The sequence below is a fragment of the Pseudarthrobacter linnaei genome (assembly GCF_055412825.1).
The window spans coordinates 119,184-138,931 of sequence record NZ_JBVAYX010000002.1; the positions used below are offsets into that span (position 1 = coordinate 119,184).

22 protein-coding genes and 1 pseudogene are annotated in these 19,748 nt (G+C 67.5%); 17 read left to right on the forward strand and 6 right to left on the reverse strand.

Annotation, left to right across the window (positions count from 1 at the left end; all coding sequences use genetic code 11):
• Positions 1–224 precede the first annotated feature (224 nt).
• The 5 genes from ACZYZ3_RS02455 (at position 225) to ACZYZ3_RS02475 (ending at position 4,258) form a co-directional block, all read left to right on the forward strand.
• Entirely contained in the window at positions 225–1,748 is a 1,524-nt protein-coding gene (locus ACZYZ3_RS02455) for a PspC domain-containing protein (protein WP_463962256.1), read from the forward strand.
• A 1-nt stretch (position 1,749) separates the two neighbouring features.
• Positions 1,750–2,046, forward strand: coding sequence for a hypothetical protein (locus tag ACZYZ3_RS02460; protein WP_463962257.1), 297 nt, complete (start codon positions 1,750–1,752; stop codon positions 2,044–2,046).
• Positions 2,047–2,049: 3 nt separating this feature from the next.
• Positions 2,050–2,304, forward strand: a complete 255-nt coding sequence (locus tag ACZYZ3_RS02465; RefSeq protein WP_463962258.1) for a PspC domain-containing protein — start codon at positions 2,050–2,052, stop codon at positions 2,302–2,304.
• A gap of 156 nt (positions 2,305–2,460) precedes the next feature.
• Positions 2,461–3,486, forward strand: a complete 1,026-nt coding sequence (locus ACZYZ3_RS02470) for a 6-phosphofructokinase (protein WP_463962259.1) — start codon at positions 2,461–2,463, stop codon at positions 3,484–3,486.
• Between the two features lie 61 nt (positions 3,487–3,547).
• Positions 3,548–4,258, forward strand: coding sequence for a GNAT family N-acetyltransferase (locus tag ACZYZ3_RS02475; protein WP_463962260.1), 711 nt, complete (start codon positions 3,548–3,550; stop codon positions 4,256–4,258).
• A 35-nt stretch (positions 4,259–4,293) separates the two neighbouring features.
• Here ACZYZ3_RS02475 and ACZYZ3_RS02480 read toward each other — a convergent pair whose 3' ends face one another.
• The 6 genes from ACZYZ3_RS02480 to ACZYZ3_RS02505 form a co-directional block, all read right to left on the reverse strand.
• Entirely contained in the window at positions 4,294–5,820 is a 1,527-nt protein-coding gene (locus ACZYZ3_RS02480; RefSeq protein WP_463962261.1) for a DHA2 family efflux MFS transporter permease subunit, read from the reverse strand.
• A 51-nt stretch (positions 5,821–5,871) separates the two neighbouring features.
• Positions 5,872–6,258, reverse strand: coding sequence for an ankyrin repeat domain-containing protein (locus ACZYZ3_RS02485; RefSeq protein ID WP_463962262.1), 387 nt, complete (start codon positions 6,256–6,258; stop codon positions 5,872–5,874).
• Positions 6,255–7,337 carry a CAF17-like 4Fe-4S cluster assembly/insertion protein YgfZ gene (gene ygfZ, locus ACZYZ3_RS02490; protein ID WP_463962263.1) on the reverse strand — a complete coding sequence of 361 codons (1,083 nt, stop codon included), beginning with the start codon at positions 7,335–7,337 and terminating at the stop codon, positions 6,255–6,257. Before ygfZ ends, ACZYZ3_RS02485 begins: the two co-directional genes overlap by 4 nt.
• A 22-nt stretch (positions 7,338–7,359) precedes the next feature.
• The gene (locus ACZYZ3_RS02495; RefSeq protein ID WP_463962497.1) at positions 7,360–8,085 is read right to left on the reverse strand and encodes a flavodoxin family protein; all 726 of its coding nucleotides are present in this window, start codon (positions 8,083–8,085) and stop codon (positions 7,360–7,362) included.
• A gap of 102 nt (positions 8,086–8,187) precedes the next feature.
• On the reverse strand, positions 8,188–8,802 hold the full coding sequence (locus ACZYZ3_RS02500) for a nitrobindin family protein (protein ID WP_463962264.1): 615 nt from the start codon (positions 8,800–8,802) through the stop codon (positions 8,188–8,190).
• 175 nt (positions 8,803–8,977) lie between these two features.
• Entirely contained in the window at positions 8,978–9,712 is a 735-nt protein-coding gene (locus ACZYZ3_RS02505) for a permease (protein WP_463962265.1), read from the reverse strand.
• A 257-nt stretch (positions 9,713–9,969) separates the two neighbouring features.
• Here ACZYZ3_RS02505 and ACZYZ3_RS02510 point away from each other — a divergent pair.
• From ACZYZ3_RS02510 to ACZYZ3_RS02565, 12 genes and pseudogenes are all read left to right on the forward strand, one after another.
• Positions 9,970–10,242: pseudogene (locus ACZYZ3_RS02510) on the forward strand (DNA-binding response regulator); the annotation flags it as partial.
• A 195-nt stretch (positions 10,243–10,437) separates the two neighbouring features.
• Positions 10,438–10,668 carry a winged helix-turn-helix domain-containing protein gene (locus tag ACZYZ3_RS02515; RefSeq protein WP_463962498.1) on the forward strand — a complete coding sequence of 77 codons (231 nt, stop codon included), beginning with the start codon at positions 10,438–10,440 and terminating at the stop codon, positions 10,666–10,668.
• A gap of 283 nt (positions 10,669–10,951) precedes the next feature.
• Positions 10,952–11,932, forward strand: a complete 981-nt coding sequence (gene mshD, locus ACZYZ3_RS02520) for a mycothiol synthase (RefSeq protein ID WP_463962266.1) — start codon at positions 10,952–10,954, stop codon at positions 11,930–11,932.
• Between the two features lie 114 nt (positions 11,933–12,046).
• The gene (locus ACZYZ3_RS02525; RefSeq protein ID WP_463962267.1) at positions 12,047–14,311 is read left to right on the forward strand and encodes an RNA degradosome polyphosphate kinase; all 2,265 of its coding nucleotides are present in this window, start codon (positions 12,047–12,049) and stop codon (positions 14,309–14,311) included.
• An 11-nt stretch (positions 14,312–14,322) separates the two neighbouring features.
• On the forward strand, positions 14,323–15,300 hold the full coding sequence (locus tag ACZYZ3_RS02530) for an NUDIX hydrolase (RefSeq protein ID WP_463962268.1): 978 nt from the start codon (positions 14,323–14,325) through the stop codon (positions 15,298–15,300).
• Between the two features lie 60 nt (positions 15,301–15,360).
• On the forward strand, positions 15,361–16,164 hold the full coding sequence (locus ACZYZ3_RS02535) for a thymidylate synthase (protein WP_463962269.1): 804 nt from the start codon (positions 15,361–15,363) through the stop codon (positions 16,162–16,164).
• Positions 16,161–16,748 (forward strand): dihydrofolate reductase, encoded by a 588-nt coding sequence (locus ACZYZ3_RS02540; RefSeq protein WP_463962270.1) that lies wholly within the window; start codon positions 16,161–16,163, stop codon positions 16,746–16,748. Before ACZYZ3_RS02535 ends, ACZYZ3_RS02540 begins: the two co-directional genes overlap by 4 nt.
• Before the next feature lie 4 nt (positions 16,749–16,752).
• Entirely contained in the window at positions 16,753–16,980 is a 228-nt protein-coding gene (locus tag ACZYZ3_RS02545) for an NF038396 family protein (protein WP_463962271.1), read from the forward strand.
• Positions 16,977–17,381 (forward strand): hypothetical protein, encoded by a 405-nt coding sequence (locus tag ACZYZ3_RS02550; RefSeq protein ID WP_463962272.1) that lies wholly within the window; start codon positions 16,977–16,979, stop codon positions 17,379–17,381. The genes ACZYZ3_RS02545 and ACZYZ3_RS02550 overlap by 4 nt, the downstream gene beginning before the upstream one ends.
• Positions 17,382–17,531: 150 nt before the next feature.
• Positions 17,532–18,383, forward strand: coding sequence for a WXG100 family type VII secretion target (locus ACZYZ3_RS02555; protein ID WP_463962273.1), 852 nt, complete (start codon positions 17,532–17,534; stop codon positions 18,381–18,383).
• Positions 18,384–18,427: 44 nt separating this feature from the next.
• A complete protein-coding gene (locus tag ACZYZ3_RS02560; protein ID WP_463962274.1) occupies positions 18,428–18,808 on the forward strand; it encodes a hypothetical protein in 381 nt (126 codons plus the stop codon).
• Between the two features lie 221 nt (positions 18,809–19,029).
• On the forward strand, positions 19,030–19,542 hold the full coding sequence (locus ACZYZ3_RS02565; RefSeq protein ID WP_463962275.1) for a hypothetical protein: 513 nt from the start codon (positions 19,030–19,032) through the stop codon (positions 19,540–19,542).
• The last annotated feature ends 206 nt before the right edge of the window (positions 19,543–19,748 follow it).

Below are 19,748 nucleotides of genomic sequence, written 5' to 3' on the forward strand. Positions count from 1 at the left end.
ATCCGCACACTGAGCACCCCGATGAAGGCCACGACCCTTCGGGCGGACGCGCCGGCCAGCCCGAAGATACACGGAAAGATACAGGGCATGAAACAGGGCCGTCTCAAAGGCAGGATGCAGAGCCGTCCGAAGGGAAAGATACAGGGCAATCCGCGGTTCGGCCGTCCGGTCAAACGGCCGACACCTCCGCCACCCTTCCGCTGGACACTTCCGCGACTCTCCCCTTGGACTTTCCGGCCGGCGCCGGCGCCGGGGCGTCCCGCGGTCCCGCCCCGGACCAGCGGCCCGTGGCCGACACCTCCGCCACCGTTCCGCTGTACACTTCCGCGACTCTCCCCCTGGACTTTTCCGCAGGCGCCGGCGGCGCAGGGACGCCGCCGCCCCCGCCGCCCTACTACGGCCCGACACCCCCGGCGGCCGGCAGCCAGCCGCAGAGTTTCTTCGATTGGGTCCGAAGCCAGGGCGTCTACAGGGGACGCGAGCGCTGGGTCGGGGGCGTCGCCAGCGGCATCGCCCAGCGCCTCGGTGTCGACCCACTGATCGTCCGCGGCATCCTGATCGTCCTGGCAGTCTTTGCCGGCGTCGGCGTCCTCCTCTACGGCATCGCCTGGGCCCTCCTGCCCGAACCCGACGGCCGCATCCACGTCGAGGAGGCCGCCGCCGGCCGCTGGTCGTCCGGCATGACCGGTGCCCTGATCGCCACCATCGTCGGCTTCCCCAGCCTGGGCACCGGCGTCTGGGGCTGGGACCGCTATGGCTTCGGCCCCCTCATCTGGACCGTCGTCTGGGTAGGTGGCGCCATCTACCTCGTCTACTACCTAACACAGCGCAACAAGTCCCGCAATGGAGTCACTCCGATGTCCTCGAGCCCCCGGCCCGGCGGCCCGGCAAGCCCCGACTATCCGCCGAACCCGACCACTCCGCCCAACCCGTCAACACCGACGGCTGCATTCACTACGACCGGATACCGCGGGTCGGCCACGCTGCCCCGCTACGGCGAGTCAACGGTGCCCGGCACGGGCTGGGGCACGCCTCCGCCCGCCGGTCCCACCCCTCCCTCCGGGGGCGGCGGCTACCAGCCGGTGCCGGGCGGCGGGCCTGTCCCGCCGGCCAGGGCCCGGAACTTCGGCCCCGGCGCCCCCGCCGTCGCGGTCACCGCAGGCCTCGCCCTGCTGGTGGGCGGCGGCCTCAAAGCCCTCGATCTCGCCAACGTGATCGACCTCGGCACCTCCAGCAATGCGGTCGTCTGGGCAAGCGCCGCGGTGGTCCTGGGCCTGGGCATCCTCGTCGCCGGCCTGCGGGGACGCACCTCGGGCATTCTCGGATTCTTCGCCGTGGTCGCCCTGATCGTTGGCGGCATCTTCAACGTACTTCCCAACGGCGACCGCTTCCGCCCGCAGAACGCCGACTGGTCACCGGTGAGCATCGAGCAGGCCCGGGCCGGGTTCGACATCACGGCGGGCACCGGGACCGTGGACCTGACAAGGCTCGCGATCAAGCCGCCGCTGAGGACCGACCTGGTGGTCCCCATCGACGCGACCGCGAGCAACCTCACGGTGGTCATCCCGGACACGGTTCCGGTGCAGATCCGCGCCGATATGACCATGGGCAACCTCAATGAGGGCAGCCAGAGCCACGGCGGCATGACCAAACAGGTAAGCAACTACCACACCGGCAAGCCGGGAGAGACGCTGATCGTGGAGATCAACGGCACTTTCAGCAACGTCACCATCAGGGAAGGGAACTGACATGAGCAGCCATGACGCACCGACCGGCCGCGCGAACAACAGCAGCCCCGCCGCCCCCCCGCGATTCGGTGCCCCGGAGCCGCCGGAGGATTCCCCGGCCCGCGTCGGCACCATTGTCTGGGGGCTGATCGTGGTGGCCCTCGCCGCCCTGATCATCGTCGCCCAGCTCGGCCTCGTGGCGCTCAACGGCACCTATGTTCTGATCGGCCTGATGATTGGCGCCGGGGCGGCACTGGTGATCGGCGGGCTGCTCTCGGCACGCGGGCGTGACAAAGCAGCCCGAACAGGGAAGTCTTGAGCCATGGAAAAGTTCTTTAGCACTGTCCGGGGCCTTGGCCTGAAACGTGGTCCGCAGCGGTGGCTGGGCGGTGTCTGCGGCGGGATCGCCGCCAAGCTGAACGTGGATGTTGCGTTCGTCCGGATCGCGTTCCTGCTCTTCGCCCTGTTGCCCGGACCGGCCTTCGTGCTGTATCTCGCGGCCTGGCTGCTCCTGCCGGACCAGCGGAACGCCATCGTCCTCGAGTCATTCCTGGCGAAGCGCCTCGACCGACCCTGAGGCCCCCTCCGCGAGGACCCGAGTGCCCCTGCCGCCGGCGGGGGCACTCGGGCGTTGTCATGGTTTGTGTCCTGCCGCACATGCGCCATTAGACTCTAGGTGAGCTCAACGTGGCGCTCTGCCTGTAACCCTTCGAGCCAGGATTTGAGCCGAGACATGAAAATTGGAATCCTCACCAGCGGCGGAGACTGCCCCGGACTGAACGCCGTCATCCGTGGCGCCGTCCTGAAGGGCATCGCCGTCCATGGCCACGAATTCGTGGGATTCCTGGACGGCTGGCGCGGCGTGGTCGAGGGCAACATCATCGACATCCCCCGCACCATGGTCCGCGGTATCGCCAAGCAGGGCGGGACCATCCTGGGCACGTCCCGCACCAACCCGTTTGAGAACAACGGCGGACCCGAGGTCATCAAGGCCAACATGGACCGGCTCGGCATCGACGCCCTCATCGCCATCGGCGGCGAGGGCACCCTGGCCGCCGCCAAGCGGCTCACGGATGCCGGCCTGAAGATCGTCGGCGTCCCCAAGACCGTCGACAACGACCTCGACGCGACCGACTACACCTTCGGGTTCGACACCGCCGTCGAGATTGCCACCGAAGCGATCGACCGCCTGCGCACCACGGGAGAGTCCCACCACCGCTGCATGATCGCCGAGGTGATGGGCCGCCACGTGGGCTGGATCGCACTGCACGCCGGCATGGCCTCGGGCGCCCACGCCATCCTGATCCCGGAGCAGAAAGCCTCGATGGAGCAGATCGCCGCATGGGTCACCTCGGCCCGCGACCGCGGCCGCGCCCCGCTCCTCGTCGTCGCGGAGGGGTTCGTCCCCGACGACCAGGAAGCACCGCACTCCGAACGCGGACTGGACACCTTCGGCCGTCCGCGGCTGGGCGGGATCTCCGAACGGCTGGCCCCGGAACTGGAAGCCATGACCGGCATCGAAACCCGGGCCACTGTCCTCGGCCACATCCAGCGCGGCGGGGTCCCCACCGCTTTCGACCGGGTACTGGCGACCCGCCTCGGCATGGCGGCCATTGACTCCGTCGTGGAACAACGCTGGGGCACCATGGTGTCCCTCAACGGCACCGACATCGTCCACGTGGGCTTCGACGCCGCGCTCGGCAACCTCAAGACCGTCCCGCAGTACCGCTACGACGAGGCCGCGGTCCTCTTCGGCTGAGCCGGTTGAACCTCCTGAGCCTCCGCGCCGAGCCCGCCGCGCCCGTGGGTAGGGTGGAGACATGACACTTGAGCCCGGTTCGGTCGACATCATCCAGCTCGCGTGGGCCCGCCGCCTGGGTCTCGACGACGGCGCCTTCGCTGCCGCCGCCGGGGTCCGCGTCACCCGCGCCGATGACACGGCCCGCGCCGTCCAGTTCGTCCGGCTGTTCGGCAACTCCGCCCTGGTGGGCCCGCAGTGGGCGCTGGATGCCGCCGTCGGGCTGTCCGACGAGGACCTCGCGCAGCATGTCACCCTGTTGACCATCACCCGGGACCACGGCGGCCACGGGCTCGGCGCCGCCGCGCTGTTCTTCGCGGACGACCTGCCCCTGCGGCAGCCCGCGGAGGAGCTCACCGTCTCACACGGGCATCCGGAAGCGATCGAGCTGGAAGCCGCCTGCCCGCCGGATGACGTCAACGAGGTGGGCCTCTCGGGCCTCGAGCACCGCTTCACCATCCTGCGCGTCGAGGACGGCCGCCGGACCCCCGTGGCATGCGGGGCCTACACCGAGTGGGAGGGCATCCTGGCGCAGATGGGGGTGCTGGTGGCACCGGAGTGGCGCCGCCAGGGGCTGGGCTCCCTGGCAGCCTCCATCGCCGCCCACGAGGCACTCGCCTCCGGGCTGACGCTGCAGTGGCGCTCCGACGTCAGCAACAAGGGCTCGCTGGCCACCGCCCGCAGCCTGGGCTTCACCGCCGGCGGCATCCAGACCAGCGTCCTGCTGGGCTGAGCCGCAGGGGCGCCGGACCCCGCGGCACGATAGCGTCAGCGGGACGGTGCCCCGGCACCCTGGGAGCCGGCGGCCTTTGCCGCAGACCCGGGGGCCCTGTCCCAGCCCTGCATTGGCTGGGGTTTGGCGAAGAACAGCGCGACCGCCGCGCCGAGCAGGATGACCGTGGCGGGCAGCAGCATGGACTGGCCCATCGCCGTCGAGAAGCCCTCCTGCAAGGCCTCCGGCAGGGCGCCGCCAAAGGACAGCGGGCTCGCCTCCCCGGCGCCTGCGGGAGCTGCCGGGAGTTCCGCTGCGAGCCGCGCCTGGATCAGCACCGCGATCGCGGCACTGCCCAGGACGGCCCCGATCTGGCGCGTGGTGTTGTAGACGCCCGCGCCGGCTCCCGCCTGCCGGGGTGGCAGGTTCCGGGTCGCTGTGGTGCTCAGCGGCGCCCAGATGCCGGCGTTCGCGAAGCCGAGCACGGCGCTGGGCAGCAGGAACAGCCAGACCGGCGTGTCCGGGTGCATCAGGAAGGCGTTCCAGAACAGCGCCACGGACATCAGGACCAGGCCGGCCGCGGTGATGAACTTCGGGTCGATCCGGTCGATGATCCTGCCGACAACAGGGGCCAGCCCGCCGGAGATCAGCGCCATCGGCACCATCATCAGCGCGGACTGGGTGGGGGTCAGGCCCCGGACCACCTGGAAGTAGAAGATCAGCGGCAGCGTGAACGCGGTCACGGTGAAGCCCACGGTGGTGATGCCGATGTTGGCGAGGGAGAAGTTGCGGTCCTTGAAGAGGGACAACGGCAGCAGCGGCTCGCCCTTGTTCACCCTCTGCCACACAACAAACACCACCAGCACCGCGATCCCGGAGATGATCAGCCCCCACACGGAGATGGGACCGGTGATGGTGCCCCAATCGTAGGTCTCGCCCTCCTGGATGCCGAACACCAGCAGGAACAGCCCGACGGCGCTGAGCACCACGCCGGGGATGTCGAACTTGTGCGGGTGGGTACTCAGCGCCGGCACAAAGCGCAGCGCGAGGACAAAGCCAACGATGCCCACCGGGACGTTGATGAAGAAGATCCATTCCCAGCCGAGTCCGTCCACCAGGACGCCGCCGAGAATCGGCCCCACCAGGGTGGCCATGCCGGCCGTCGCGCCCCAGATGCCCATCGCGGCGCCGCGCCGGTCCGGGGGGAAGATCCGGGTGATGACTGCCATGGTCTGGGGCGTCATCATCGCCGCGCCGAAGCCCTGGAGCACCCGGGCCATGATGAGTGTCTGGACGTCGCCGGAGAGCCCGCACCAGAGCGAGGCGACGGTGAAGACCACCAGACCGGACAGGTAGAGCTTCTTGGGGCCGAACCGGTCACCGAGCCGCCCGGTGATCAGCAGCGGGACGGCATAGGCGAGAAGGTAGGCGCTGGTGACCCAGATCACCGAGTTGATGTCGGTATTGAGTCCTTCCATGATGCGGGGGTTGGCCACCGACACGATGGTGGTGTCGATCAGGATCATGAAGAAGCCGATCACCAGGGACCAGAGTGCCGGCCACGGCCTGGCGACGTTTTCCACGGGATTCCTTAGGGCTGGAGTGCGGGCTGATGCAGTTCGGCGCGGGTGCGCTCAGCCCAGCAGGGCCAGGATGTCCTTTCGCTCGAACATCTGTGCGGCGTTGCGGGCGGAGGGCGTGCCGGCGTCGGGGTCCGCTCCGGCCTCCAGCAGCGCCTGCGCCACCTCCGTGTAGCCCTTGAACACGGCGCCGGCGAGCGGCGTTTGGCCGCGGTCGTTAGCGCTGTTCGAGTCTCCGCCGTGCTGCAGGATCAGCCGGACGGTGTCGGCGTGGCCGTGGTAGGCAGCGAGCATCAGCAGGGTGTCCCCCGCCGCGTTGGTCAGGTTGGCCGGGGCCCCGGCGGCGAGGTAGTCCGCGAGCAGCCTGGCGTCCCCCTGCCGGGCGGCGTCGAAGAGCTTGTGCGCCAGGGCCAGCGTCTCGTCGTCCGGCGCGGTGGTCATCGGGTACCCCGCAGGAAGCCGGTCTGTCGGCCCACGACTTGGCCGGCGTCGGGGGCCACGATGACTTCCTGCGCCGCGGTGTAGGGCTCCTCGCCGTCGAGGACGGTGAGGACCTCCTCCGGCGCGACGGATCGTTTGACCACGGCCAGGGCCACCGGCCCCATCTCGTAGTGCTGCGCCACCGAGGTCACGGTGCCGACCTTGCGGCTCCCGGAACGGACCTCGCTGCCGACGGCGGGCATGGTGTGCTGCGAGCCGTCGAGCTGCAGGAACACCAGCCGGCGCGGCGGGTGGCCCAGGTTGTGGACCCGGGCGACGGTTTCCTGGCCCTTGTAGCAGCCCTTGTTCAGGTGCACGGCGGTGCGGAGCAGGTCCAGTTCGTGCGGGATGGTCTTGTCGTCGGTTTCGGCGCCCCAGCGCGGCCGCCAGGCTGCGATGCGCAGCGCCTCGGCGGCCCAGATCCCGGCGAGCGGGCGGTCGCCCACCGTGGCTTCCAGCTCGGCGGCCGGGACGAGGTATTCGAACCAGGGCCGTTCCAGACCGGGGTGGGAGTCCTCCGCGACCACGGCATAGGAGTAACCGCCGGCACCGACATGCGGCCAGGGGTCTTCCCAGACGAGCAGGCCGGAGAATTCCGGCATCCGGCGGGTGGTTCCCAGCACGGCCCAGTCCGCCGAGGCGTCGGCGATCTCGACCCGGAGCATGAACTTCATCCTGTTGAGCCATTCGGCCAGCGGGGCGGCCTCGGCCGCCTCGACGATCAGCCAGGTTCTCGCGCCGTCGTCCACCACGCGCGCGTCGAATTCGATCCGTCCCTGCACACTCAGCAGCAACAGTTCGCTGGACTGGCCTGGTGCCAGGCTGGTGAGCTGCTGGGAGGACAGCGTGTTGAGCCAGCTCAGCCGGTCCGGCCCGGTGACGGTGACGACGCCGCGGTGGGACAGATCCACGACGGCGGTGCCGGCGGCCAGCGCCCGCTGTTCGCGCAGCGGTTCGCCATAGTGGGAGGCGACGCCGGCGTCGGCTCCGCCGGCGTCGACGGCGCCAGGGCGCGCCAGCAGGGGGCTCTTGATAGTCATATGAAGTAGAAGTCCTAACAGGCTAGCGGTATTCCGGATTCTCGAAGTCATAGCGTGTCCCGGCCTTCCAGGCCTCCGGCAGGTTGCCGTAGGCCGGGATGCCGCCGGCGTCCTTGAGTATCCGGGCCAGGTGCAGCAGGTTCCACGTCATGAACGTGGTGTTGCGGTTGGTGAAGTCGCTTTCCGGACCGCCGGAGCCTTCATCGAGGTAGCTCGGGCCCGGCCCGACGGCGCCGATCCAGCCGGCGTCGGCCTGCGGCGGAATGGTGAAGCCGATGTGCTGGAGGCTGTAGAGGACGTTCATGGCGCAATGCTTGATGCCGTCCTCGTTGCCGGTGATGAGGCAGCCGCCCACCTTGGGGTAGAACGCCCACTGGCCCTTTTCGTTGAGCTCGCCGGAGTGCGCGTAGAGGCGTTCGATCAGCTTCTTGGTCTGCGAGGAGTTATCGCCCAGCCAGATCGGTCCGGCCACGATGACGATGTCGGCGTCCCGCACCGCCGGATACAGCCCCGGCCATTCATCGCTCGCCCATCCGTGCTCGCGCATGTCCGGATAGACGCCGCTGGCGATGTCGTGGTCCACCGTCCGGATGACCCGCGTGCTGACGCCGTGTTTGTCCATGATCCGGCGGCTGACCTCGATCAGGCCCTGCGTGTTGGAGGTCTCCGGGGATTTCTTGAGGGTGCCGTTGAAATACACCGCCGTGAGGTCGCTGAAATCGGCGGCCCTTCCAGCCACTCCAGGCATGGCATCGGGTCCAGTCACTGTGGTACTCCCTGCGGTCGCTACGGACAAAGGAAAATCAGTGAGGCCTGACATCTGGCGGTGCGGGGCGGAGCGTTCCGCCGCTCAGGTGGTCTTGTGGAGGATGGCGGACGCATGGGCTTCCAGTCCGCTGCCGCCGGCAGGAGCCTTGCCCGTGGCCACGTCCCAGCGCCAGAGCAGGTTGCCGTCCACGAGTCCGAAGATCCGGGTGGCGGCCGTGTACTCCTTGGAGTGGCTGCCGCGCATCACCATGTCGGTGCTGAGCTGGATCTGCGGGCCCTTGATCTGGCCGTAGTACAGCTCGGAGATCCCGCCGGGGTGGGAGATCGACACGGAGATGTCGAAGCCGCCGTCCTTGTTGCGCAGGGCCTCGACTTCGTCGGCGCTCTTGAGCACGGGAACGATGTCCGCCGGGACCAGCCCGGGGCCGCCGTCTTCCTCGCGCTGCTTGCGCTCCAGGGCCCAGAAACCGGTTTCGACCGTTAACGGACGCAGCCTCGTGCCGTCGTCGTCGGTCAGCCAGCTCTCGGCCCGGTACTGCAGGTACGGCAGACCGTTGTGCGTGAAGGAGACGTGCTGCAGGAAGTGCTCGGAATCCTCTTCCCCGGCCCCCAGCCGGCCCCGGCCCTCCCACTCGCCAATGAGCCAGGACAGCGGAACGATTTCCGGGGTCAGATCTGTAGGTATTTCAATCGGCACAGCAGCTACCTCTGGAAACGACGACGGCTAGGAATTTCTGGCTGTTACTTCTGGCCTTTGAACAGGCGGTAGACCACGAAGCCGGCAAACCAGGCCATGGCCAGGCTGGCAACGCCAAGGAGGACAAGGAAGAAGATTTCAAATGCAAGTACGGACATGATGCCATCCTAGCGCTTTAGAAGATGAGTAGTTTGTCTATGAAGTACGCCAGCGAACCGACGGCGGACACCGGGCCCAGCCCGATTCCCAGGGCTGCTGGAAAGCTTAGCGATTCACCGCGGAGGATGACCAGCCGGCGGAAACTCACCAGCACGGCCCCCACCACCACCCCGACGATCGCGGCGGGGATCACGGCGATGTCGGAGAAGACCAGGCCCGCGAGCGGCCCGGCCAACCCGGCAGCGACGACACCCAGCGGCGCCACCACCCGGTCCGGCCAGCGGATCAGGCCCGCCAGCAGGGCGATCGCAGCGCTGATCGCGGCGACCAGGACCATCTCGCGGACGCCGTTGAAGCGGGAGCACGCGATCCACCCGGCGCCCAGGCAGGACAACAGAACGCCGGCGGAGGAACCGAGAAGGGATTCCAGGCGCTGCGACTGGCCGGTGCCGCGGATCAGCTGCATCACGAAGATCGCCATCACCCCTGCCGCCATGAACGCCGGCGTCCAGTCCAGAAAACCCGGAGCGGGAAGGTACGTGGCGGCGACGGCGGCGCCCACGCCCGGCAGGCCGATCAGCACGGCGAGGGTCTTCCGGGCGGGGATGCCCAGGAAATGCGGCCAGCCGATTCCGACGGCGGCGGCGGTCAGCACCCCCACCGCCAGCAGGGCCTCCGGCGAGGTGTACGATGCGCCGACGATCGCGGCGAGGCCGGCCAGGCCGATGCCGCCGATGGACCAAGCCCTCACTTGCTGCCAGACATGTGTATTTCCGTCATCCGTCTTCCGTCCATCGTTGTACTTTCGCTCCCTGCGGACCCACTTCGACCTGAACCTTCGTCATGGGGGCGGCAGGCCCCGACGGATCAATCCTGCCCTATGTGACCGTTTTGTGTCGCAACAGAAGCGGGCGCGGGTGACCGGGACATGTCCGGCAAGGGGCCCTTGGGTATACTCAGACTCAGCTACAGACGCCCAACGATGCGCGGACACCCCTTGGAGGAAACATGTCGCACATCCTGCTACTGACGAACAGCACCGGCTCATCGGTGGACGTCCTGCCCGCGCTGGAACTACTGAACCACCGGGTCCATATTCTCCCCGCCGAGCCGACGGCGCTGCTGGAGACCGACCCCTGCGACATCGTCCTGCTGGACGCCCGCAAGGACCTTGTCGGCGCACGCTCCCTGACCCAGCTGCTCAAGGCCACCGGTTTGAGCGCCCCCCTCATGCTGATCCTGACCGAGGGCGGCATGGCCGCCGTGTCCTCGGCGTGGGCGGTCGACGACATCCTGCTGGAATCCGCCGGACCCGCCGAGGTCGAGGCCCGCATCCGCCTGGGCGTCGCCCGGGCCGTCCCTGACAAGGACGACGCCCCGACCGAGATCCGGGCCGCCGGCGTCGTCATCGATGAGGCCAGCTACACCGCCCGGGTCAACGGCGCCCCGCTGAACCTGACCTTCAAGGAATTTGAACTGCTCAAGTACCTCGCTCAGCACCCCGGCCGGGTCTTCACCCGCCAGCAGCTGCTGACCGAGGTCTGGGGCTACGACTACTACGGCGGCACCCGCACGGTGGACGTCCATGTCCGGCGCCTGCGGGCCAAACTCGGCGCCGACCACGAGAACCTGATCAGCACGGTCCGCAACGTCGGCTACCGCCTGACGCTGGTCCGGCATCCGGAGGAAGAACTCACCGGGGCCTGACACGCAGCGGGCACCCGAGGCCCATCCCGCCCGCCCCACGTCAGCTGCAGCAGGCACGCGGAAAGCCCCGGACATCAGTCCGGGGCTTTCTTTTTCTGCAGTGGAGGACATACGGGTCGAACGTATCGAGGCCACCCCAGTGGTGGATCCCCCTCGTGTCCCGGCAAGCGGCACCCAGAAACCAGTTCTGGGCCGAACAGCCTGACGAGATAACGACTATACGGAACAGTTCCGGAATCCACAAAATCGGCCCCGCCCGCGCGGCACCGTATAGCCTTGCACCATGACTCCCGCGCACCCTGAGAACTGGCCCGTCCTCGCTGCCAAGGGAGCCGCGGATCCGCAGCTCCTGAAGGACGTCAAAGCCCTCGCGGCGGCCGCGGAGGAATCCGATGGCAATCCGCCGCTGTCCGAGCAGACGCTCGTGACGCTCCGGACCGCGGATGCAGGCACCACCGGCATCCATGCAGTGCTGACCCTCGCCCTTTACTGCCCCGACGAGACTTCCGACCCGGCGACGGCGCAGGATCTGGCCGGCGTCGCCGTCGTGATCGAGGAATCTGACGGCACCGGCGTGCTGGAAATTGCCGTGCACCCCAGCTACCGCAACCAGGGCGTGGCGAACCGGCTGGTCGAAGAACTCAAGGCCACCCGTGGTTTCGCCGGTCTGAAGGCCTGGTCCCACGGCAACCACGAGGCCGCGGCCGACCTCGCGGCCCGCTACGGCTACGGCCCGGTCCGGGAGCTGTGGAAGATGCGGCTCGCCGGTTCGACGGCGGAACTGCCCGACGTCCCGCTGCCCGGCGGGGTGACGTTGCGCGCCTTCGTCCCGGGCCGGGATGAGGACCCCTGGCTCGCCGCGAACCGGGCCGCCTTCGCGCACCATGCCGAGCAGGGCAACATGTCCCGCGCCGATCTGGACGCCCGGATGGCCGAGCCGTGGTTCGATCCCGCCGGTTTCCTGCTCGCCGTTGATGCCTCGGACCGGATCCTCGGCTTCCACTGGACCAAGGTCCATCCCCGGCACGGGGACCACCCGGCGATCGGCGAGGTGTACGTCGTCGGCGTCACTCCCCAGGCGCAGGGCACCGGGCTGGGCAAAGCGCTGACCGTGGCCGGCATCCGGCACCTGCAGCGCCAGGGCCTGCACGCCGTCATGCTCTACGTCGATGCGGACAACGTCCCGGCCGTTTCGCTCTACCGGAAGTTGGGCTTCACCCGCTGGGACGTCGACGTCATGTATGCCCCGGTGGCGGGGCATTAATCCAGTCGGCGGACATCTTGTTTCCGCCCGCGGAAATCTGCATTCCGCGAAAGCGGATCGCAGGATGATTGCTTGTAAGGTTGAAGCTAACTCGAGCCAGCATTAGGAGAGACCATGCAACGGGATTCTGCCCGGACAGCCACGTCTGAGGCCGCCACGTCGGATAAAAAAGTCCGACCCGCGCGAGCCCAGTTCGGCTCCTCTGAAGTGCCTGCCTCACGTGCCACACAGGACCGGATCGACATTCCGGAATTCGCGCCCAACCTGGAGCCGGAGGGCGACTTCAGCCCGGACCGCTTCCTGGACCGCGAACTGAGCTGGCTCTCCTTCAACGCCCGCGTGCTGGAACTCGCCGAAGACCCGGACCTGCACCTGCTGGAACGCGTCAGCTTCCTGTCCATCTTTGCGTCCAACCTGGACGAGTTCTTTATGGTCCGCGTCGCCGGGCTGAAACGCCGGATCGCCACCGGACTGGCCGTTCCATCCCCCGCCGGACTCAGCCCGGTGCAGGTCCTGGAGCAGATCGGCGAGGAAGCCCACCGGTTGCAGCAGCGCCACGCCCGCGTCTACGCCGAGCAGATCCGCCCGGCACTGGCCTACGAGCACATCCACCTCATGCACTGGGACGAACTCGACTCCCAGGCCAAGGACCAGCTCAGCGCCATGTTCGCCGAGAAGGTCTTCCCGATCCTGACCCCGCTGGCCGTGGACCCGGCCCACCCGTTCCCCTACATCTCGGGGCTCTCACTGAACCTCGCCGTCGTCGTCCGCAACCCGATCAGCGACAAGGAACTCTTCGCCCGCCTCAAGGTCCCGGACCAGCTCCCCCGGCTGATCTCGGTTGACGGCCCGCGCGCCGGTTCCGTGCCGGGCCGGGTGGCACGCTTCATTGCCCTCGAGGAAGTCATCGCCGTCCACCTGGACCAGCTCTTCGCCGGGATGGAGGTGCTGGAGCACCACACCTTCCGCGTCACCCGCAACGAGGACCTCGAGGTCGAAGAGGACGACGCCGAGAACCTGCTGCAGGCCCTTGAGAAGGAACTGCTGCGCCGCCGCTTCGGCCCGCCGGTCCGGCTCGAAGTCACGAATGACATCAACCCGAACATCCGGGCCCTGCTGATCCGCGAGCTCGGCGTCGAGGAGTCCGAGGTCTACTCGGTCCCGGCACCGCTGGACCTCCGCGGGCTCTCGGTCATCGCCGGAATCGACCGGGCCGACCTGCACTACCCGAAACACGTCCCGCACACCTCCCGGCACCTCAACGAGTCGGAAACGTCCAAGGCGGCGAACGTCTTTGCGGCCATGCGGCGCCGGGACATCCTGCTGCACCACCCCTACGACTCGTTCTCCACCTCGGTGCAGGCGTTCCTGGAGCAGGCGGCCTCGGACCCGAAGGTCCAGGCCATCAAGCAGACGCTGTACCGCACCTCGGGCGACTCCCCGATCGTCGACGCCCTGATCGACGCCGCCGAGGCCGGCAAGCAGGTCCTGGCCCTGGTCGAAATCAAGGCCCGCTTCGACGAGCAGGCCAACATCTCGTGGGCCCGGAAGCTGGAGCAGGCCGGCGTCCACGTGGTCTACGGCATCGTGGGCCTCAAGACCCACTGCAAGCTCTCCCTCGTGGTGCGCCAGGAAGTGGACGGCCTGCGCCGCTACTGCCACATCGGCACCGGTAACTACCACCCGCGCACCGCCCGCTACTACGAGGACCTGGGCCTCCTCACGGCCAATGAGCAGGTGGGCGAGGACCTCTCCAAGCTCTTCAACCAGCTGTCCGGCTACGCCCCGAAGTCGACCTTCAAGCGGCTCCTGGTGGCCCCCCGGTCGGTGCGTTCAGGACTCATAGACCGGATCGAAACCGAGATCCGGAACGCCCGTGCAGGGCTAACCGCCCGGGTCCAGATCAAGGTCAACTCGATGGTGGACGAAGCCATCATCGATTCCCTGTACCGGGCCTCCCAGGCCGGTGTTCCCGTGGACATCATCGTCCGCGGCATCTGCTCCCTGCGCCCCGGCGTGCCCGGCCTCAGCGAGAACATCACCGTCCGCTCCGTGCTGGGCCGGTTCCTGGAGCACTCCCGCGTCTTCGCCTTCGCCAATGCCGGGGACCCGGTGGTCTACATCGGTTCGGCGGACATGATGCACCGGAACCTTGACCGCCGGGTTGAGGCCCTCGTGCAGCTGACCAGCGGGGACGACACGACGTATGTCATGGACCTGCTGCGCCGCTACATGGATCCAGGCACCGCCAGCTGGCACCTGGACAACCAGGCGGTATGGACCCGCCACCACGTCACCGAAGACGGGCAGGACCTCGAAGACATCCAGTCCTGGCTGCTCAACTCCCGCTCGCGGCAGCGTTCTTCCGGTCTGCGGTAGGGGCTCTGGCATTGAGTAGCGATTCACTGGTGGCCGACCAGACAGACCATGCCGGCGAAGCAATCGTGGTGGTGGCTGCCGGCGCCGTGCCGTGGCGCGTTTCCCCGGGCGACAAGGACCAGGTCGAGGTCCTGCTGATCCACCGCCCGCGGTATGACGACTGGTCCTGGCCCAAGGGCAAGATCGACCCCGGCGAGACAGTGCCCGAGTGCGCCGTCCGTGAGGTCGATGAGGAAATCGGGCTGAAGGCGCCCCTGGGCATCCCGCTGCCGGCCATCCACTACCACGTCCCCGTCGGGCTGAAAGTCGTCCATTACTGGGCGGTCGACGTCGATGGGGCCGCCCTCCTGCCCGACGGCAAGGAAGTGGACAGCGTCATGTGGTGCTCGCCGGAGACGGCGGCCCGCCTGCTGAGCAACCCCAGCGACGTGGTTCCGTTGGAGCACCTGGTGGCCGCCCACGCCCGCGACGAACTGAAGACATGGCCGCTCGTGATCGTGCGCCATGCCAAGGCCAAGCCGCGCTCCTCCTGGTCCAAAGCCGAAGGGGACCGGCCCCTGGCTGTCACCGGGTTGCGGCAGGCACAGGCAGTGGGGCGGCTGCTGCAGGTCTGGAAGCCCATGCGTATTGTCTCCAGCCCGTGGTTGAGGTGTGTCGCCACCATCGCCCCGTACGCCAAGGCGTCCGATGCGAAGGTGAAGCTGAATGAAGCCCTCACCGAGCACCGGCACGGCCGCCACCCGCACAAGGCGGCCGCCGCCGTCGAGGGCCTCTTCGACAAGCAGCGGGCCGTGGCACTTTGCACGCACCGCCCCGCCCTCCCCACCGTGTTCGCCCAGCTCGGCAGGCACATGGGGTCCCGGCTGCGCGCCCTGCTCCCGGACGCCGACCCGTTCCTTGCCCCCGGTGAGATCGTCGTGTGCCATGTGGCGCACCACAGCAAAAGCAAGGTGGTCGCGGTCGAGCGGTTCAGGCCCTTCGACGACTGAGCCGCGCTCAGCCAGCAAGACGAATAAGGAGTGGCCGCGACTTCTCAGTAGACTGGGACCGTGAGCATTCCAACTCCTTATGAAGACCTGCTGCGCGACGTCCTGGACCACGGCACGCACAAATCAGACCGAACCGGGACGGGGACCCTGAGTGTGTTCGGCCGCCAGCTGCGCTTCGATCTCAGCAAGAGCTTCCCCCTGGTCACCACCAAACGCGTGCACTTCAAGTCCGTCGCCGTGGAGCTGCTCTGGTTCCTCCGCGGGGACACGAATGTGAAGTGGATGCAGGACCAGGGTGTCACCATCTGGAACGAATGGGCCGACGCCGACGGCGAACTGGGCCCGGTCTACGGCGTCCAGTGGCGCTCCTGGCCCACCCCCGACGGCGGCCACATCGACCAGATCGCCGAGCTCATCGAGAACCTCAAGAGCAACCCGGACTCCCGCCGGCACATCGTCTCGGCCTGGAACGTCGCCGAGCTCAAGGACATGGCCCTGCCGCCGTGCCACGCTTTCTTCCAGTTCTACGTGGCCGACGGCAAGCTCTCATGCCAGCTCTACCAGCGCTCCGCGGACACCTTCCTCGGCGTGCCGTTCAACATCGCCTCCTACGCCCTGCTGACCTGCATGGTCGCCCAGCAGGCCGGCCTGGAACCGGGCGAATTCGTCTGGACCGGCGGCGACGTCCACATCTATGACAACCACATGGACCAGGTCCTCAAACAGCTCGCCCGCGAGCCTTACCAGTACCCGCAGCTGAGGATCACCCGCAGGCCTGCCTCCATCTTCGACTACACCCTCGATGACTTCGAGGTGGTCGGCTACCAGCACCACCCGACAATTAAGGCCCCGATAGCCGTATGAGCAACGCCGACATCCAGGGCGCACAGCCCGCCGACTTCTCCGACACGCTCCCCGCCCTGACCGGGCTCGGCGTCGTCTGGGCCCAGACCAGCACCGGTGTCATCGGCAAGGACGGCGGGATGCCGTGGCGCCTGCCCGAGGACATGCGGCACTTCACCCGGCTCACCACAGGCCACCCGGTGATCATGGGCCGTAAAACCTGGGAATCCTTTCCCGACCAGTACCGCCCACTGCCCGGGCGGACGAACATCGTCATCACCCGGCAGGAGGAGTGGGGCGGGTCACCGGCGGCGGAAGGCGCCATCGCGGTCAAATCCCTGGACGACGCGCTGCTGGAGTCCCAGTTCGCACCGGGCAACGAGATGGTCTGGATCATCGGCGGCGGCAACATCTATGCGCAGTCCATGGACCTGGCCAACGTCGCCGTGATCACCACGATCGACGCCACGACGGAGGGCGACACGTTTGCCCCGGACCTGGGCTACGACTGGAGCATGGGCGCGAGCCTGCCGGCCGACGGCTGGGACACCGCCGACGACGGCACCCGCTACCGCATCAACGTGTGGCGCCGGACGGAGGGCTAAGACAGTGCTGCAGAAACCCGAAACCCTCTTTGTCCTGGGCTACATGCTGCTTCCGCTGCTGGCGCTGCTGTCGGCGATCGTGGGGCTGACCATGATTCTGGGCGGCAACAAGATCGTCGGCGCTATCGTGCTCGTGGTGGTCACCCAGGCCTTTGCCTTCGGGGCGTTCTACGCCCTCCGCAGGCGCAAGCACGCGCTGCTCACGGAGCACGGCGGCGACCGAGCCTCATGAGCGACGCTCCGGAGAACGGACGCCGCGCCCGGCGGAAGGGCTACTACAAGCGCCAGATCGAGCAGGAAGCGGCGAAGCAGGGACTCACCGTTGAGGAGTACGGCGTCTACAAAGGCTCGGTGGGCAGTGCCATCAAGCCGATCAATTCCGCCGGCGGACTGCTCTTCCTCGCCATCCTGATCTCGCTGATCTGCACCGTGATTGTTGGGCTTGCCATCGTGCTCCTGACCAGCGACGGCGTCACCAACTGGGCGCAATTGGCCTTCGGCCTCGTCACCGTCCTGTTTCTGGTGCCCACTTCATGGGCGTATTACCTCAAGGAACGCAAGGCCGTACGCCTTCGACGTGCCAGCGGCAAGATACTTCAGCACCCCACCCGCCGCTCAATGGTCCGGGACTAGGCGGGCCGGCTGGGGGCGGATGGGGAGATCACCCCATCGCCGGCATTCACGGTTGCGGCTAGATTGGTGGCCGTTCGGCATTTACGCCGGAATGCACGAGGTCTGCGCCGCAGCCGGTTAGGCTGATGCACGTACAAGGGGGATGCCGCTATGGCAGGAAATTTGTGGGGCCCCGACGTCGCCCAGCTGCGCACACTCGCACAACAGTTCGGCAAGTGGTCCGAGTCACTGCAGCAGCAGTCGACCACACTGACGTCGGCCATCAACAACAACACCGCCTGGAAAGGTGCCGACGGTGCGCGGTTCACCTCCGAATGGAACGGCAGCCACCGCGCCCTGGTCCAGAAGACCGCACTGGCCCACAAGGCCGAGTCCAAGCGGCTGCTGACCCACGCCGGGGGTTTCCGCCGGAAGGGACACTACAAGCGCCAGATCGAACTGGAAGCCGCGAACCAGGGATTCACCGTTGAGGAATACGGCGTCAACAAAGGCTCAGCGGGCAGTGGCGTCGAGCCGACTAATTCGGCGGGCGGCTTCGACGTGCCAGCGGCACGACCCCTCAGCACCCCACCCGCCGCTCAATCGTCCGGGACTGGATCCGTGGCCAGGCGTAGCCGGGACGGGCCCCAGGAGCCCGGCTACGTGCCATACCAGCCGAGCGAAGCGCGGGTCATCCACCGTCTGGCTGAGAACGGCGAGCTGGTCGCCTACACCGCCGAGGAGTACGGGGTCCAAAAGGATGACGGCTTCGGCGTCGTTAAACCCGTGAACTCATCGGGTGGTCTGCTGTTCCTCGCAATCCTGATCACCATCGCATTCGGCGGCATGCTGTACGGGATCCTGCAAATGGCGATTACCGACCAATGGGAGATTCTCGGCGACATCTGGTGGATGTATCTGTTGATCCTGTATCCACTGTTCGCCGGCTGGGCCGGCTACTTCTCGGAACGCAAGGCCGAAAAGCTGCGCAAGGCCCGCAATCTGCCCCGGCCCGTTGACTAGCGTGCACGCCATTGAGGAGTCCCGTGGCCAGGCGTAGTCGGCACGTGCCCCAGGAACCGGGCTACATCCCTTACCAACCGCCGGAAGCGCGTGTGGTCCACCGCCTTGCGGAGAACGGCGAGATAATCGCCTACACGGACGAAGAGTACGGGGTTCGCAAGGACGACGGCCTTGGAATCATCAAGCCGATCAGCAGTCCCAACGGCCTCCTGTTCCTCGCAATCTTGCTGACGGCAGCAATGGGGGGGCTGGTCTACTTCGTCGTCCAGGTGATCATCCAGGATGCGTGGGACATCGCGGGCAGGGTGTGGTGGGTGTTTCCCGCCTGCATTTATCCCTTCATCTTTGCGTGGGCCAGCTACTTCCATGAGCGCAAAGCAGAGAAGCTGCGCAGAGCTCGGAACCTGCCGCGGCCAGTTGAGTGACCCGCCCACAACCTCCCCGGCCCGGCGGTCGGCCCCGATAGCAAGGAATCCCGTGGGAAGACACCACACTCGCAATCCACAGGGCGACGGCTATGTCCCCTCCCCGCCCGAAGAACAACTGATCTACAGCGCTGGAGCTACTACCTGCAGGAGCGCCGGGCCGAGAAACTCCGGTACGGGCGCAACCTCCCCCGCACCGTTGGCCCCGCAGGCGGTATCTGGTGACAGTTGAGTCGTCGAAGCGCCGTTCCGCGCTCTTCCGTCCGTGGTATTACGGCACCGGGATGGACAGCACGATCCATGCCTACACCCGGGAGGAGTGGGGCGTCGGCGGCTCGCAGCCCTACGGAAACTACTCGGTCCATACCGTCACCGGTCTGGTCATCGTAACGGCCCTGATGACCATCCCGGCGCTTCTGGCCCCGGTGATGTTGGTCATCGCTGTGGTGGGGCTGAATCTTGGCGTGGCCTTGCTGTTCCTGGTCTGCACCGCCCTTTTCACCGGCGGATGGCTGCTGGGACTGAGCACACTGAGAAATGAGTTCACCGCCGGCAAACTGCGGCGCCTGAAGGGCCTGCCCAAACCGCGCTTCGCTGTCACCGACGACCAGGCACGCCGGTGGTTCGAGGAGCACCCTGCCGGAATACCGGTGACCCGGGGGAACTTCCCCGACAGCAGCCACCCGTTCCCGGGAGAAGATCATCGAACAACGAGTCAGCCGCTGCGCGGATGAGAAGACCCGGGCTCTGCCGATCATCGTCATTACCGGCAGAACAGCTGGGCCGACACGCCTGAGGCGGAGGCCGCCGTCGTGGTTCCCTCCTAGGATGACACGCTCCTTGAGTCGCAGTTTCACGACGGCGGCAAGACCGTGTGGATCCTGGGTGGCGGCGATGCTCTCCGCCGATCGACGGAGCTCGCCAACGTCGCGGTGGTCAC